The organism is Burkholderia guangdongensis (genome assembly GCF_013403875.1).
Classification (GTDB): domain Bacteria; phylum Pseudomonadota; class Gammaproteobacteria; order Burkholderiales; family Burkholderiaceae; genus Burkholderia; species Burkholderia guangdongensis.
The window spans coordinates 139,670-154,564 of the sequence record NZ_JACBNX010000023.1 but is presented as its reverse complement, the minus strand read 5'-3'; the positions used below and the strand labels follow the sequence as shown (position 1 = coordinate 154,564).

Below are 14,895 nucleotides of genomic sequence, written 5' to 3'. Positions count from 1 at the left end.
AAGCGTGAACACCGATCTCGAAGCCACTCGTCCCGCGCTCGGCATCGCCGGCCTGATCGGCCGGCTGCGCGCGCGGCTGCGGGTCTGGCCGCTCGACGGGCGCCAGACGGTCGTCAGCCGGCTCGCGATCGACGGGCTGCCCGACGAATGGACGGCGCTCGAGCCGGGCGGGCTCTATGCCGTCTACGCGGCCGCGCGCACCGACGCGTGCGACGCGCTCGTCTGGGAAAGCGCGCGGCAGGCGCGCACGCGCGACGTGACGCTCGTGCTCGCGCGCGACGACACGCGCGTCGCGGCCGAGCTACGCGATCGTGGCTTCGGCGGCGCCGCGGTCGCACCCGGCTGGCCGCGCAACCTGAACGTGCTTGCGATGCCGGTGCCGGCCGCCGCCACGCAACCCGACGCTGCGTCCACCGCGTCCACCGCGTCCACCGCGTCTACAGCGACCACTGCGTCCACCGCGTCCACCGCGTCCACCGCGTCCACCGCGTCTACAGCGACCACTGCGTCCACCCCGTCCGTCCCGCCGCGCCGCGCGGGCCCGTTCGCGCGCCTCGCGGGCGGGCTGCGCGCGCTCAAGCGCTACGGCTTTCGTGCGCGTGCGCTGTATTTCGTCGAGGGCGCCGAGCGCTGGTTCGACTGGGACGATCCGGCCACACTCGTCGACGAGGGCCGCGCGCTCGCGGACTGGTGCCGCGCACACCGGATCGCGGTCGTGCTGCTGATGAACCCGGACGCGGTCGAGCGCGATGCGGCGTCGGTCGACGCGGACACCGACGACGCGCCGCTCGTGCGCGACGCACGCCGCACGAAGCGCAGCGGCTTGCACAGTGTGTGCGCGGGCGTCGCGCAACTGCAGCGCACGCACGGCGAGCTGCTGTGGGTCGTCGATTTCTGGCGCGCGGCCGACACACTCGCGGCCGGCGAGACGCGAGCGCTGCGCTTCGCGTCGAGCGGCCGGCTGTCGGCCGCCGTCGACGCCGAGGCGGTCGCGCCCGAGCGACAGATGAAGCTCGCGAGCGACGAGATGCGTGTCGTCGTGAGCCGCGCGGTCGTCGAACGCGACGGCTGGGTGCCGGCCGACTGGGAGATCGTCGACGACAACGCGGCCGTCGTCGCGGCCTGCGCGCACGCGCGCGCGGCGACCGCCGTGCTCGCGTTCCGCTCGCACGCGCAGCTCGAGGCGCTGTGTGCGGACGTGCACACGCTGCGGCGGCGCTGCGGCGGCGCGCTGAAGATCGCGGTCGTCGAGCGCGGCGACGTGCTGCGCCAGCAGTTCGAGATGCTCGTGCTGAGCCTCGGCGCGAACCGCGTCGTCGGCCGCGATCTGCCGGCGTCGCGGCTGCTGGGCGCGGTGCGCGCGCTGCACGGGCAGCTTCATGCGCGCCCGCTCGTGGCCGACTATCACGCGGCGCTCGCGGCCGCGCTCGGCGACGCGGTGGTCGGCTATCTGCCGGTCGGCGCGTTCTGCCTGCGTATTCGCGCGGTGCTCGACCGTGGCGCGGTGCTCGCGCTGCCGCATACGCTCGTGAAGATGACGCTGCTGCCGGGCGTCGCGCACGTGGACGCGCTCCGGCACTGCGTGCCACGCCGCGCGGGCGACGTCGTGACCGCCGACGCCGAGCATCTGTACGTGTTCCTGTTCGCGTGCGAGCCGGCCGATGCGGACGGCGCGCTGTCGCACGTGTTCGACGTGCCGGTCGAGCGGCTGTCGGACCGGATCGTGCACCTCGGGCACGGCGGCATCGACGCGGAGCTCGACGCGCTGAAGATGGAGAACCGGCGCGCGCCGCAGCCCGATTACAGCGATCTGTTCGCGGCGATGCATCCGCCGGTCGCAAGAGGTGCGGCGGGCACGGCAGGCACGACGGGCACGGCAGGCACGACGGGTTTGGCAGGCACGGCAGGCACGGCAGGCACAGCGGGTGTGTCGCCCGTCACGGCGTCGGTGGCCGGCGCGCCTGCCGCGCCGCTCGCCGCGCCGCCGTCCGCCGCATCGGAGACCCGCGACGACTCGCCCGCCACGTCGCGGCCGCGCGCCGCGACCCGCAGCGCGATGCCGCTGCGCACGCCGGAGGCCAAATGATCGAGATCGTCTTCATCGGATTCGTCGTCGGCATCGCGATCGCGGTGCCGGTCTGGATCGTGATCCAGCATCTGGGGCTCGGCCGGGGCTTCCATGCGCCGCGCCGCTTCGACCGCCACGACGCGGTGCCGTGCGAGCTCGTGCCCGTCGCGCTGCGCGGGCGCCTGCTGCCCGGCGCGGGCGAGACCGATCCGGAGGGCACGCGATGAAGACCGTCGCGATCGTGTCGACGACCGGCGGCGCGGGCCGCACGACGCTGTGCGCGGCGCTCGCGGTGCTGCTCGCGCGTCGCGGCCGCGCGGTCGTCGCGGTCGACTTCGATCCGCAGAACCTGCTCGGCGCGCATCTCGGGCTCGACACGCTGGCCGCATCCGGCCTCGCGGCCGCGCTTGCCGGCGGCGGGGAGCCGTGGCACGCGCACACGTGGCGCAGCGCCGACGGCGTGCTGTTCGTCCCGTACGGGCAGGTCGACGCGGCGGGTGTCGCGACGTGCGAGGCGCGCCTCGCGGCCGACCTGCGGTGGCTCGCGCGCGCGCTCGGCGAGATCGCGCTGCCGGGCGGTGAGAACGCCGACGACGATGAAAACACCGACGATAACAACGAGCGCAACGCCGTCGCGCACGGCGTCGCGCTGATCGACGCGGCCCGCTATCCGTCGCAGCACGCGGAGCACGCGATCCGCTGCGCGGACCTCGTGCTGTGCGTCGCGCCGCCGGACCCGGCCGCGTGCGTGACGATCGCCGCGCGCATCGACGCGCTGCGCGCGGCCGGTGTCGAACTGCGGATCGTCGTGAACCGGCTGAACCCGGCGCGCGACATGCAGCGCGACGCGATCGCGATGCTGCGCGCGGCGGCCGGCCCGTCCGCGATTCTCGACGTGCGCGTGCATCACGACGCGGCCGTGCCGGAGTCGTTCGCGCGCGGCGGCTGGATCTTCGACGACGTTCCGCATTCGCAGGCATCGCACGATCTGCACGGCGTCGCGAACTGGCTCGATGCGTGGCTCGGCCCGCGCGCCGGAGACGGCAGATGACGCGCGCGCGCCCGCTCCACACAGCGTCGCGCCGCGTGCGTGACTGGCTCGCGCTCGGCCTCGGCGTGCCGGCCGATCACACGCTGCTCGACTGGATCGTGCGGCTGTTCTTCCAGCCGCCCGCGCCGGGCCGGCCCGACCGCGCGCGGCGCGGAGTCCGCGTCGTGCTGCTGCGCGTCGCGGCCGAGTGGGGCGTGCTGCAGCCGCTCAGCGTCAACGAATGGCTATGGCGCGCGTGGCTGCGGCCGCCGCGCGAGCGGCGCGGCGCGGCGCGCGACGTGTTCGCGCGGCTCGCCGCGCTCATCGCACTCATGGCGCCGCCGTTGCGCGCGCTGCACGCGCTCGAGCGGCGCATCGGCGCGGCGCTCGCGGCGCTGCCGTGGGCGCGCTGGGGTGCGTGGATCGACGCGCGCGCGCACCGCGTCGGCCGCCGGCGCTGGCTCGCGCCGCTGCTGCTGACGGTCGGCGCGGTGATGTGGGCGGCGGCCGGGATGTCGCCGCTGATGCCGGGCGCGCAGTTCGCGTTTTTCGTGATCGTCGCGCTGCTCGCGCTCGCGATCCGCCGGCTGCCCGGCCACATGCCGACGCTCGCGCTCGCGTCGCTCGCGCTGCTCGCGATGGTCCGCTACGTGTGGTGGCGCACCACGCAGACGCTCGATTTCCGCGGGGGGATCGAGACGATCGTCGGGCTGATGCTGTACGCGGCGGAAGCGTATACGTGGCTGATCCTCGTGCTCGGCTTCATCCAGACCGCGTGGCCGCTCGACCGGCCGATCGTGCCGCTGCCCGCCGATCCCGATACGTGGCCGACCGTCGACGTGTACGTCCCGACCTACAACGAGCCGCTGTCGGTCGTGAGGCCGACCGTGCTGGCCGCGCAGAGCATGGATTGGCCCGCGGCCAGGATGCGCGTGTTCCTCCTCGACGACGGCAAGCGTCCCGAGTTCGCGGCGTTCGCGGTGCAAGCGGGCGTCGACTACCTGACGCGCGACGACAACCGGCACGCGAAGGCCGGCAACATCAACGCGGCGCTTGCGAAGACGCACGGCGAATACATCGCGATCTTCGACTGCGATCACGTGCCGACGCGCTCGTTCCTGCAGACGACGATGGGCGAGTTCCTGCGCGACGCGAAATGCGCGCTCGTGCAGACGCCGCATCACTTCTTCTCGCCCGATCCGTTCGAGCGCAACCTCGGCACGTTCCGCGAGGTGCCGAACGAAGGCAACCTGTTCTACGGGCTCGTGCAGTCCGGCAACGACCTGTGGAACGCGACGTTCTTCTGCGGCTCGTGCGCGGTGCTCCGGCGCGGGCCGCTCGAGGAGATCGGCGGCGTGGCGGTCGAGACCGTGACCGAGGACGCGCACACCGCGCTGAAGCTGCATCGCCGCGGCTACACGTCCGCATACCTGCCGACCGTGCAGGCGGCGGGCCTCGCGACCGAGAGCCTCGCGGGCCACGTGAAGCAGCGCACGCGCTGGGCGCGCGGCATGGCGCAGATCTTCCGGATCGACAACCCGTTCCTCGGACGCGGGCTCGGGCTGATCCAGCGGATCTGCTACGGCAACGCGATGCTGCACTTCTTCTACGGAATTCCGCGGCTGATCTTCCTGACGATGCCGCTCGCGTACCTGCTGTTCCACCTGTATTTCATCAACGCATCGGCGGTCGCGCTCGCGAGCTACGTGCTGCCGTACATGGTGCTCGCGAATATCGCGAACGCGCGGATGCAGGGGCGCTTCCGCCATTCGTTCTGGGCGGAGGTGTACGAGTCGGTGCTCGCGTGGTACATCGCGCTGCCGACGACCGTCGCGTTCATCAGCCCGAAGCACGGCAAGTTCAACGTGACCGACAAGGGCGGCAAGATCGACGAGGGCTACACCGACTGGATGACGTCGCGCCCGTACCTGGTGCTGCTCGCGCTGAACCTCGTCGCGATCGCGGCGGGCCTCTGGCGGCTCGTGGTCGAGCAGGCCGACGAGACCTCGACGATTCTGATGACGATGAGCTGGACCCTCTACAACGTGCTGATGCTCGGCGCGGCGCTCGCGGTCGCGCGCGAGGCGAAGCAGGTGCGCGTCACGCACCGGATCGCGATGCGTGTGCCCGCGACCCTGCTGCTCGCCGACGGCACGACGGCCGCGTGTTTCACGAGCGACTACTCGGCGGGCGGGCTCGGGCTCGACGCGGTGCCGGGGCTCGCGCTCGCGATCGGCGACACGCTGACCGTGTGCATGAACCGTGGCGACCGGCCGTATCACTTCCCGGTGCGCGTGTGCCGCGTGAGCGCGACGCACGTCGGCGTGCGCTTCGACGCGCTGTCGCTCGACGCCGAGCGCGAGCTCGTGCAGTGCACGTTCGGCCGCGCGGACGCATGGCTGCACTGGCGCGACGCGCGCGTCGAAGAGCGCGGCAACACGCCGCTCGAGGGATTGAAGGCGGTGCTGCAGGTCGGCGTCGAAGGCTACGCGCACCTGCTGAAGGGCGTGTCGACGCGCGTGCGGGCCGTGCTCGCGCTCGACCGCGCGCGCCGTTGACACCGATCACGATGGAGTCGTCTCGATGACGTTCTGGAATCTGTATTTCATCCTGAAGTTCTACCTGTTCGCGACCGGGCATCTGTCGCCGATCTGGCTCGCGAACCTCGCGCTCGCGGCCGCGCTCGCGGCGAGCGCGCCGATCCGGCGGCGTTCGCTGCGCATCGCGCGGCAGGTCGTCGCGCTCGCGATCGCGGTGCCGCTCGTCCATCGCGAGGCGCATCTGCCGCCGCTCGCGCGGCTCGTCGAGGCGCTGCACGAGGTCGGCACGTTCAGCTTCCGTTACTGGATGGAGATCCTGCCGCGCGTGCTGCCGCCGGCGCTGCTGATCGGCGTCGCGCTCGCGCTCGTCGCGTACTTCGTCGTGAACCGCTGGGTGCGCGTGTCGACGTTCGTGCTGATCGCGCTCGCCGCGATGCCGCTGTGGCAGGCGGGCACCGCGCTGAGCGCGCGCGGCGCGCAGTCGGCGGGCATGCCGTCCGCGCTTGCCGAGCAGGCCGCGCCGAGCGCCGACCGCAACGCGGCGCTCGGCGCGTTCCGCGCGCAGGAATCGCAGCGGCAGGTGTCGTTCGGGCATCTGTCCGGCGATTCGTCCGCGCAGTTCGACGTGATCGTGCTGCATGTGTGCTCGCTCGCGTGGGACGACCTCGACGCCGCGAAGGTCCGCAACCATCCGATGCTGAGCCACTTCGACTATCTGTTCACGAACTTCAGCTCGGCCGCGAGCTACAGCGGGCCGGCCGCGATCCGCGTGCTGCGCGCGAGCTGCGGGCAGGAGGCGCACGACGACCTGTACAAGCGCGCGCCGCAGCAGTGCTACCTGTTCTCGCAGCTCGCGCAGGCGGGCTATACCGTGCAGACGCTGCTGAACCACGATGGCCATTTCGACAATTTCCTGCAGGTCGTGCACGACAACATCGGCGCGCCGGACGCGCCGATGCTGCCGAACACCGACGCGCCGGTCGCGATGCACGCGTTCGACGGCTCCGAGATCCGCGACGACTATGCGACGCTCGCGAACTGGTACGCGCATCGCGCGTCGACGTCCGGGCCGGTCGCGCTGTACTACAACACGATCAGCCTGCACGACGGCAATCGCGTGGTCGGCAGCACGATGTCGAGCATCGATTCGTATCCGCTGCGCGCGACGAGGCTGATGAGCGACGTCGACCGGCTCGCGGACCTGATCGCGGCGTCGGGGCGGCGCGCGGTGATCGTGTTCGTGCCCGAGCACGGCGCGGCGCTGCGCGGCGACAGCAACCAGGTGGCCGGCCTGCGCGAGATTCCGACGCCGCGGATCGTGCACGTGCCGGTCGGCGTGCGGCTCGTCGGCTTCCCGGGCAGCCACGGGCCGACCACGGTGATCGACGCGCCGTCGAGCTTCCTCGCGCTCGCGCAGCTGCTGTCGAACCTCGTGTCGAACAGCCCGTTCAAGCCGGGCGTGACGCTGTCGCAATACGCGGCCGACCTGCCGCGCACGCAGATGGTCGGCGAGAACGAAGGCACCGTGACGATGCTGACCGGCGCCGGTTATGCGGTACGCACTCCGGATGGCGTATGGATCGACGAGAAATGAATGACGGCGACGCGCGCCTCGCGCAGCCGAACGACGTGACCGGGCTCGCGCGCCATGCGCCCGGGTTCGATCCCGCGCGCTACGTCGACGAGCAGGCGCGCCGCGAGTACGTCGACGCGCTCGTCAAGTGGCCGCTGCTCGCGAAGCTGATGGGGCTGCGGGGCTGACGCGCGCGCCGCCTGCGCAACCGACGAGGGCGGCCGAAGCCGCCCCGTCGTGACGCGCCGCGCGGGATCGAACCCGCGCGCGCCGTTACCGGCCGGACAGGTTCAGCGCGCGGGTCAGGTCGCCCATCGGCTGGCCGCCGTTCGCGACGAGCGCGTCGTCGCGCGCCTGGATCCCCGCGAGGCGCGGCAGCCCGAAGCGGCGCGTGATGAAGCGCAGGATCGACGCCGTGTCGTACTGCGTGTGGTCGACGAAGCCGCGCTTCGCGAACGGCGACACGATGATCGCCGGAATCCGCGTGCCCGGGCCCCAGCGGTCGCCCTTCGGCGGTGCGACGTGATCCCAGATGCCGCCGTTCTCGTCGTACGTGACGATCACGACCATGTTGTTCCACTGCGGACTCTTCTGCAGATGCGCGATCAGGTCGGCGATGTGGCGGTCGCCCGATTGCACGTCGGTATAGCCCGAGTGCTCGTTCAGGTTGCCCTGCGGCTTGTAGAACGCGACCTGCGGCAGCTTGCCCGAATCGATCGCCTGGATGAACGCGGCGCCGTCCGTGCCGCCGTCGAGCAGGTGCTCGGCGCGGCTCGCGGTGCCCGGCGCCTGGTTCGCGTAGTAGTTGAACGGCTGGTGGTGCGGCTGGAAGTTCGGCGACGTCAGGTTCGGCCCGTAGATCACGCCCGATTCGCCTTTCTGCGCGGCCCGCAGCGCGTCGCCCCATGCGCCGCCGTACCATGCCCACGACACGCCGGCCTGCGTCAGCAGATCGCCGATCGTCGGCTGCGTCTGCGGCGGCAGCGTGGTCGGCAGCGCCGGATCGGCGAGCGCGTGGTCGCCGTTCGCGGGCGGCTTGTTGCCGCTCGGCTGGTACGCCGGCTGCATCGTGTTGACCGCGTGGAAGTCGGGCGTCAGGTTGCCGGAGTTGACGAACTTCGGCGGGCCGTCGAGCGCCGACGCGGGCGAGTTCGCGGCGACCGCGAGCGACGTGCCGTCCGCGTTGACCGCCGAGATCGAGCCGGCGGCCGGGCTCTTGTCCGCGTTCGGGTAGACCGGCACGCACGCGCAGATCAGATACTGGTGATTCAGGAACGAGCCACCGAAAGCGCCCATGAAGAAGTTGTCGGCGAGCGTGTACTGCTGCGCGATCTTCCACAGCGGCAGCGTCGCCGGATCGGACGTGTAGTGGCCCATCACGAGCCCGCCCGAGTCGGCCCACGCGGCGAACATGTCGTTCCTGCCGCCGTCGATCTGCATCTGGTTCTCGTAGAAGCGGTGATACAGGTCGCGCGTCGTCACGTTCATCGACGTCGCGAAGCCGTTCGGATCGTCGATCGCGAACGGCGCGTTCGGCAGGTTCGCGGTCATGGCCTCGGTGACGGCCGGGCTCACGCCCTTCGCGGTCAGGCCGCCCCAGATCCTCGGCAGCGTCGGCAGCGGCGCGCCGTTGCGGTCCTTCTGCTGCGTGCTCGTGGCCGTCGCGTTCGCGAGGCCGTTCGCGCCGGGGAAGTGACCGTACAGGTTGTCGAAGCTGCGATTCTCCGCATAGATGACGACCACGTTCTTGACGGCCGACAGGTTCTGCTGCGCGATTTCTTCGTTGCCGCAGGCGGACAGCCCGATGGCCGCGGCGATCGCGAGCGGCGTGAAGCGAATCCAGGCGTGTTGCATCGTTGTTCTCTCTTGTCGCGTGGTGATCGAAAATGCGCCGATTCTGCCGGAACGATTTGACAGGGAAATGTAGGCCGACTTTCAATAAGCGGTCGCCGCGTCGTCATCCGTTGTTCACGAGATTGACATAGACTCGCGCCGCCTTTCAATCCTTTCCTGAAGACAACGATCGACGATGCGCGCTTTTTCAATCGAACGTCCCGCCGCCGTCCGGCCGTGGCGGCAAGCCGCGCGGACGCTCGCGCTCGCCGCCGCGCTCGCGGTGCTGGCGCCGCTTTCCGGCTGCGACGTGCATGACGTGCATGAGGTGCATGAGGTGCGCGACTTGCCGGCGGTGCAGGCCGTGCAGGCCGCGCGCGCGGCCGAGCCGCCCGCCGAGCCGCCCGTCGGGTCGATCGTCGAGGTCGACCGGCCGCAGACGCGCGCGCAGGTCTACGATGGCGTGCGCCGGATGACGGCGCTCGGCCGCGCATTGTTCTTCGATCCGTCGCTGTCGGGCTCGGGCCGGCAGGCGTGCGCGACATGCCACAGCCCCGATCACGCGTACGGGCCGCCGAACGCGCTGTCGGCGCAGTTCGGCGGCGACGACCTGCGCCGGCAGGGCTTTCGCGCGGTGCCGTCGTTGAAGTATCTGCAGGGCGTGCCGCCGTTCACCGAGCATTTCCACGATTCGGACGACGAAGGCGACGAGAGCATCGACAACGGTCCGACCGGCGGGCTGACCTGGGACGGGCGCGTCGACCGCGGCGCGCAGCAGGCGCGCATGCCGCTGACGTCGCCGTTCGAGATGAACAGCTCCCCCGCGCGGGTGGCGCGCGCGGTGCGCGCGGCGCCGTACGCGGACGAATTCCGCGCGGTGTTCGGCACGCGCGTGTTCGACGACGACGCGGCGACATTCGACGCGGTGCTACGGGCGCTCGAGACGTTCGAGCAGGCGCCGGACGTGTTCGCGCCGTACACGAGCAAGTACGACGCGTATCTCGCGGGCCGCGCGACGCTGACGCCGGCCGAGCAGCGCGGGCTGAAGCTGTTCGACGACGAGCGCAAGGGCAACTGCGCGAGCTGCCACATCAGCCGGCGCGCGCTCGACGGCACGCCGCCGCAGTTCAGCGATTTCGGGCTGATCGCGATCGGCGTGCCGCGCAACCGCGCGCTGGCGGTCAATCGCGATCCGGATTTTTACGATCTCGGCGCGTGCGGGCCCGAGCGCACCGACCTGAAGGGCCGCGCCGAATACTGCGGGCTGTTCCGCACGCCGTCGCTGCGCAACGTCGCACTGCGCAAGACGTTCTTCCACAACGGGATCTATCACTCGCTCGACGACGTGATGCGCTTCTACGTCGAGCGCGACATTCATCCGGAGAAGTTCTATCCGGTCGTGCACGGCCGGGTGCGCAAGTTCGACGATCTGCCGCGGCGCTACTGGTCGAACGTGAACGACGAGCCGCCGTTCGACCGCAAGCCCGGCGACGCGCCCGCGCTCGACGCGGCCGAGATCCGCGACGTGATCGCGTTCCTGAACACGCTGACCGACGGCTACCGGGCCGATTCCGCGCAGGCGCCGCGCTGAGCGTGCTATGGTTGCTCGCCGGTCGCGCGACGCGACGGCCGGCCGTTCATCAGCAAGGCATCAGCCAAGGAGAATCCGATGGCGGCAGCCGACTTTCCCCATTCCTTTTCGGCCATCCGGGCCGGCGCCGCGTGGTGACCCGCGCCGCCGCGCCGCGCGCCGTGTCATGCGGAATCGTGATGCTCGACGACGCGGGCCGCGTGTTCCTCGCGCATGCGACGGACACGTCGCACTGGGACATTCCGAAGGGGCAGGGCGAGTCCGGCGAGACGCCGCGCGACGCGGCGCTGCGCGAGCTGCTCGAGGAGACGGGCATCACGCTCGCGCCGGAACGGCTCATCGAGCTCGGCCGCTTTTCGTATCGGCCGGACAAGGAACTGCATCTGTTCGCGGTGCGCGTCACCGGGCGGGAGATCGATCTCGCGCGTTGCACGTGCACGTCGATGTTCCCGAGCCGCCGCGACGGCACGATGATCCCCGAGATGGACGCGTTCCGCTGGGCCGCGCCCGACGAGGTCGATGCGTACGCGAGCCGCAGCCTCGCGCGGCTGTTCCAGACGCGCTTGCTGCTGGCGGAGCTGCACCGGCGCCTGCCGCCGGCGGCGTGATCAGGCCGGCTTGCCCCAGCTGTCGCGCAGCCCGACGATCCGGTTGAACACCGGCTTGCCTGGCGTCGAATCGTGGCGATCGGCGACGAAGTAGCCGTGCCGCTCGAACTGGAAGTGCATTTCCGGGGCGACGTCGGTGCCCGGCTCCAGATACGCGTGGACGATCTTCTTCGAATCCGGATTCAGCGCGTCGAGGAAGTTCGCGCCGCCCGCGTCCGGATGCGGCTCCTTGAACAGACGGTCGTAGACCCGCACCTCGGCCGCCTGCGCGTGCTTCGCGCTGACCCAGTGGATGTTGCCCTTGACCTTGTAGTTGTTCGCGCCGTCGGTGCCCGACTTGCTGTCCGGGAAGTAGTTGCAGCGCACCGCGGTGACGTTGCCGTCCGCGTCCTTGTCGAAGCCGGTGCATTCGACGACGTAGCCGTAGCGCAGCCGCACCTTGTTGCCCGGGAACAACCGGAAATAGCCCTTCGGCGGATTTTCGGCGAAGTCCTCGCGCTCGATCCACAGCTCGCGCGAGATCGGGAACGTGCGCACGCCGCGGTCCGGATGATGCGGATGGACGGGCGCGGTGCACGCCTCCTCGAGGTCTTCCGGATAGTTGTCGATCACGAGCTTCAGCGGATCGAGCACCGCGGCCGTGCGCGGCGCCTTCGCGTCGAGATCGTCGCGCAGCGCGCCTTCGAACACGCTCATGTCGATCCACGAATCGACCTTCGTCACGCCGATCCGCTCGCAGAACAGATGGATGCTCTCCGGCGTGAAGCCGCGGCGGCGCACGCCGACGATCGTCGGCATCCGCGGATCGTCCCAGCCGTCGACGTGGCCTTCGGTCACGAGCTGCAGCAGCTTGCGCTTGCTCGTGATCGCATACGTGAGGTTCAGCCGTGAGAATTCGATCTGCTGCGGCAGCGGGCGCGTGAAGATGCCGGCATCGGCGAGCTCGTTCAGCACCCAGTCGTACAGCGGGCGATGATCCTCGAACTCGAGCGTGCACAGCGAATGCGTGATGCCTTCGAGCGCGTCCGAGATGCAGTGCGTGTAGTCGTACATCGGATACACGCACCACGCGTCGCCGGTGCGGTAGTGATGCGCGAAGCGGATCCGGTAGATCACCGGGTCGCGCATGTTCATGTTCGGCGAGCCCATGTCGATCTTCGCGCGCAGCACGTGCTCGCCTTCCTTGAACTCGCCGGCCTTCATCCGGCGGAACAGGTCGAGATTCTCGTCGGGCGTGCGATCGCGGAACGGCGACGGCTTGCCCGCCTCGGTCAGGCCGCCGCGGTTCGCGCGCATCTCCTCGGCGCTCTGGCTGTCGACGTAGGCGCGGCCGCGCTTGATCAGCAGCTCGGCGAATTCGTACAGCTTGTCGTAGTAGTCGCTCGCGAAGTACTGGTGATCGACCGCGTCCTTGCGCCAGTCGAAGCCGAGCCAGCGCACCGCGTCGACGATCGAGTCGACGTATTCGATGCTTTCCTTTTCCGGATTCGTGTCGTCGAAGCGCAGATGGCAGACGCCGCCGTAGTCGCGCGCGACGCTGAAATTCAGGCAGATGCTCTTCGCATGGCCGATATGCAGGTAGCCGTTCGGCTCGGGCGGGAAGCGCGTCTCGACGCGGCTGCCCCATTTGCCGGTGCGATTGTCGTCGTCGATGATGTTGCGGATGAAGTTGGATGCCGGGGCGGCGTCGGTGCGTTCGTGGCTCATGCGGGAATGATCGGGTTGGTCGGCGCACGCCGCGCCGGTCTGATCCGGCCATTCTACCTGAGCGTGATCCGGCCCGGCACGCCCATGCTGCGCTGCCGCGACGGAACGCGCCGCCCGGGTTGTCTCGGGTTTGTGTCTGCTGTAACACGCGGTAAATCGGTTTGCGCATGACCCGCGCCGGTTCGACCATGCGGATATATCGAACGAGGCCGCCGCGCGCGACGCGCCCGGCGGCAGGTAGAGACGATCATGACGATGAAGATCCCCCGATTTCTCGTGCGCACCGCCGCGATCGCGGCGCTGCTGTCGACGCTCGGCGCGTGCGCGATGACGCCGACGGAACGCAACGCCGGCATCGGCGCCGCCGCGGGCGGCGCGCTCGGCTACGTGATCACCGGCGGGCCGCTCGGCACGATCGGCGGCGCGGCGGCGGGCGGCCTGGTCGGCGCGAGCATCAATCACCATTGATGCTCAGATCGCGTGCTTGCTCCGCAACGCCGCGATCTCCTGATCCCCATACCCGAGCATCTCGCGCAGCACCGCATCCGTCTGCTCGCCGAGCAGCGGCGGCGCGCTGCGCGCCTCGGGCGGCGTCCGGCTCATCACGATCGGATTGCGCACGAGCCGCGCATTCGCGCCGCACGGATGCGGCAGATCGACCTGCATCCCGCGCGCGATCACCTGCTCGTTGTCGAACACTTCGTCGAGTTCGTTGATCGGCCCGCACGGCACGCCGGCCGCCTCGAGCGCCGCGATCCACGCGTCCTTGCCGCGCGTCTTCACCATCTCCGCGAGGATCGGCACCAGCGTGTCGCGGTGGCGCACGCGCGCCGGGTTCGTCGCGAACCGCGCGTCGTCCGCGAGCTCGGCCCGCCCGCCCGCGTCGACGAACTTGCGGAACTGCCCGTCGTTGCCGACCGCGACGATGATCCACCCGTCGCTCGTCTGGAACGTCTGGTACGGCACGATGTTCGGATGCGCATTTCCCCAGCGCACCGGCGGCTGGCCGCTCGCGAGGAAGTTCGTGTTCATGTTCGCGAGCAGCGCGACCTGCACGTCGAGCAGCGCCATGTCGACGTACTGGCCTTCGCCCGTGCGCTCGCGGTGCGCGAGCGCGGCGAGCACCGCGATCGTCGAGTAGAGCCCGGTCGCGAGATCCGAGATCGCGACGCCCGCCTTCTGCGGGCCGCCGCCCGGCTGGCTGTCGCGCTCGCCGGTGATGCTCATGAAGCCGCCGATGCCCTGGATGATGAAGTCGTAGCCCGCGCGGTGCGCGTACGGCCCCGTCTGGCCGAAGCCCGTGACCGAGCAGTAGATCAGGTTGGGCTTCACCGCGCGCAGCGATTCGTAGTCGAGCCCGTATTTCTTCAACTGGCCGACCTTGTAGTTCTCGAGCACGACGTCGCTTTGCGCGGCGAGCTCGCGGATGATCCGCTGGCCGTCGGGCGTCGCGATGTCGACCGTGATCGAGCGCTTGTTGCGGTTCGCGGCGAGATAGTACGCGGCCTCGGCCGTGTCGGCGCCGCTCGCGTCCTTCAGGTACGGCGGCCCCCAGTGCCGCGTATCGTCGCCGGCGCCGGGCCGCTCGACCTTGATCACGTCGGCGCCGAAATCGGCGAGCGTCTGCGCGCACCACGGTCCCGCGAGCACGCGGGTCAGGTCCAGCACGCGGATATGGCTCAGGGCACCCATGTTCGATTCGTCTCCTTTCCGGTTTCTGATGTTGACCATTGCGGTTGTGTGGTTCGCACAGCGGAACAATGTTTCGCATTTTAACGCAAATCCAGCCCGCCGGTGGCCCCGCGCGGCCGGCCGAATCGCCGGGCCGCTTTGGCCGGCCGCCCGGTCGCGAGCGGCGATCTATCCCGTATAATCGATCGTTTCAGAACCTGCCGCCGTGCGCCCGAAAGCCCGAGAATGGGCCCAAGAGGGGCCGCCGGCGCGC

At 70.3% G+C, this 14,895-nt stretch carries 12 protein-coding genes; 9 read left to right on the top strand and 3 right to left on the bottom strand.

The window, feature by feature from the left end:
* Positions 1–4 precede the first annotated feature (4 nt).
* Genes bcsE through HZI36_RS21540 form a run of 6 tightly spaced genes read left to right on the top strand, consistent with a single transcriptional unit; the run spans position 5 to position 7,399 of the window.
* Positions 5–2,086, top strand: a complete 2,082-nt coding sequence (gene bcsE, locus HZI36_RS21565) for a cellulose biosynthesis protein BcsE (protein ID WP_179404697.1) — start codon at positions 5–7, stop codon at positions 2,084–2,086.
* Entirely contained in the window at positions 2,083–2,295 is a 213-nt protein-coding gene (locus HZI36_RS21560; protein WP_179404696.1) for a hypothetical protein, read from the top strand. The genes bcsE and HZI36_RS21560 overlap by 4 nt, the downstream gene beginning before the upstream one ends.
* The gene (bcsQ, locus tag HZI36_RS21555) at positions 2,292–3,119 is read left to right on the top strand and encodes a cellulose biosynthesis protein BcsQ (protein WP_179404695.1); all 828 of its coding nucleotides are present in this window, start codon (positions 2,292–2,294) and stop codon (positions 3,117–3,119) included. The genes HZI36_RS21560 and bcsQ overlap by 4 nt, the downstream gene beginning before the upstream one ends.
* The gene (bcsA, locus tag HZI36_RS21550; RefSeq protein ID WP_179404694.1) at positions 3,116–5,656 is read left to right on the top strand and encodes a UDP-forming cellulose synthase catalytic subunit; all 2,541 of its coding nucleotides are present in this window, start codon (positions 3,116–3,118) and stop codon (positions 5,654–5,656) included. The genes bcsQ and bcsA overlap by 4 nt, the downstream gene beginning before the upstream one ends.
* Positions 5,657–5,681: 25 nt before the next feature.
* A complete protein-coding gene (gene bcsG / locus HZI36_RS21545) occupies positions 5,682–7,232 on the top strand; it encodes a cellulose biosynthesis protein BcsG (RefSeq protein ID WP_179404693.1) in 1,551 nt (516 codons plus the stop codon).
* Positions 7,214–7,399 (top strand): hypothetical protein, encoded by a 186-nt coding sequence (locus HZI36_RS21540; RefSeq protein ID WP_179404692.1) that lies wholly within the window; start codon positions 7,214–7,216, stop codon positions 7,397–7,399. The genes bcsG and HZI36_RS21540 overlap by 19 nt, the downstream gene beginning before the upstream one ends.
* Before the next feature lie 85 nt (positions 7,400–7,484).
* On the opposite strand, the gene HZI36_RS21535 is transcribed toward HZI36_RS21540, so the two are convergent.
* Complete coding sequence (locus tag HZI36_RS21535; RefSeq protein ID WP_179404691.1) at positions 7,485–9,065, bottom strand: acid phosphatase; 1,581 nt, start codon at positions 9,063–9,065, stop codon at positions 7,485–7,487.
* A 175-nt stretch (positions 9,066–9,240) separates the two neighbouring features.
* Here HZI36_RS21535 and HZI36_RS21530 point away from each other — a divergent pair, with 175 nt between their 5' ends.
* Positions 9,241–10,635 carry a cytochrome-c peroxidase gene (locus HZI36_RS21530; RefSeq protein ID WP_179404690.1) on the top strand — a complete coding sequence of 465 codons (1,395 nt, stop codon included), beginning with the start codon at positions 9,241–9,243 and terminating at the stop codon, positions 10,633–10,635.
* 134 nt (positions 10,636–10,769) lie between these two features.
* Positions 10,770–11,243 (top strand): NUDIX domain-containing protein, encoded by a 474-nt coding sequence (locus tag HZI36_RS21525; protein ID WP_179404689.1) that lies wholly within the window; start codon positions 10,770–10,772, stop codon positions 11,241–11,243.
* On the opposite strand, the gene HZI36_RS21520 is transcribed toward HZI36_RS21525, so the two are convergent.
* The gene (locus HZI36_RS21520; protein ID WP_179404688.1) at positions 11,244–12,950 is read right to left on the bottom strand and encodes a glutamine--tRNA ligase/YqeY domain fusion protein; all 1,707 of its coding nucleotides are present in this window, start codon (positions 12,948–12,950) and stop codon (positions 11,244–11,246) included. It lies immediately after the preceding gene.
* 255 nt (positions 12,951–13,205) lie between these two features.
* On the opposite strand from HZI36_RS21520, the gene HZI36_RS21515 reads away from it, so the two are divergent.
* Complete coding sequence (locus tag HZI36_RS21515) at positions 13,206–13,418, top strand: ornithine acetyltransferase (protein ID WP_179404687.1); 213 nt, start codon at positions 13,206–13,208, stop codon at positions 13,416–13,418.
* A gap of 3 nt (positions 13,419–13,421) precedes the next feature.
* Here the strand turns inward: HZI36_RS21515 and HZI36_RS21510 are convergent, their stop codons facing one another.
* The gene (locus HZI36_RS21510; protein ID WP_179404686.1) at positions 13,422–14,642 is read right to left on the bottom strand and encodes a CaiB/BaiF CoA transferase family protein; all 1,221 of its coding nucleotides are present in this window, start codon (positions 14,640–14,642) and stop codon (positions 13,422–13,424) included.
* Positions 14,643–14,895 lie beyond the last annotated feature (253 nt).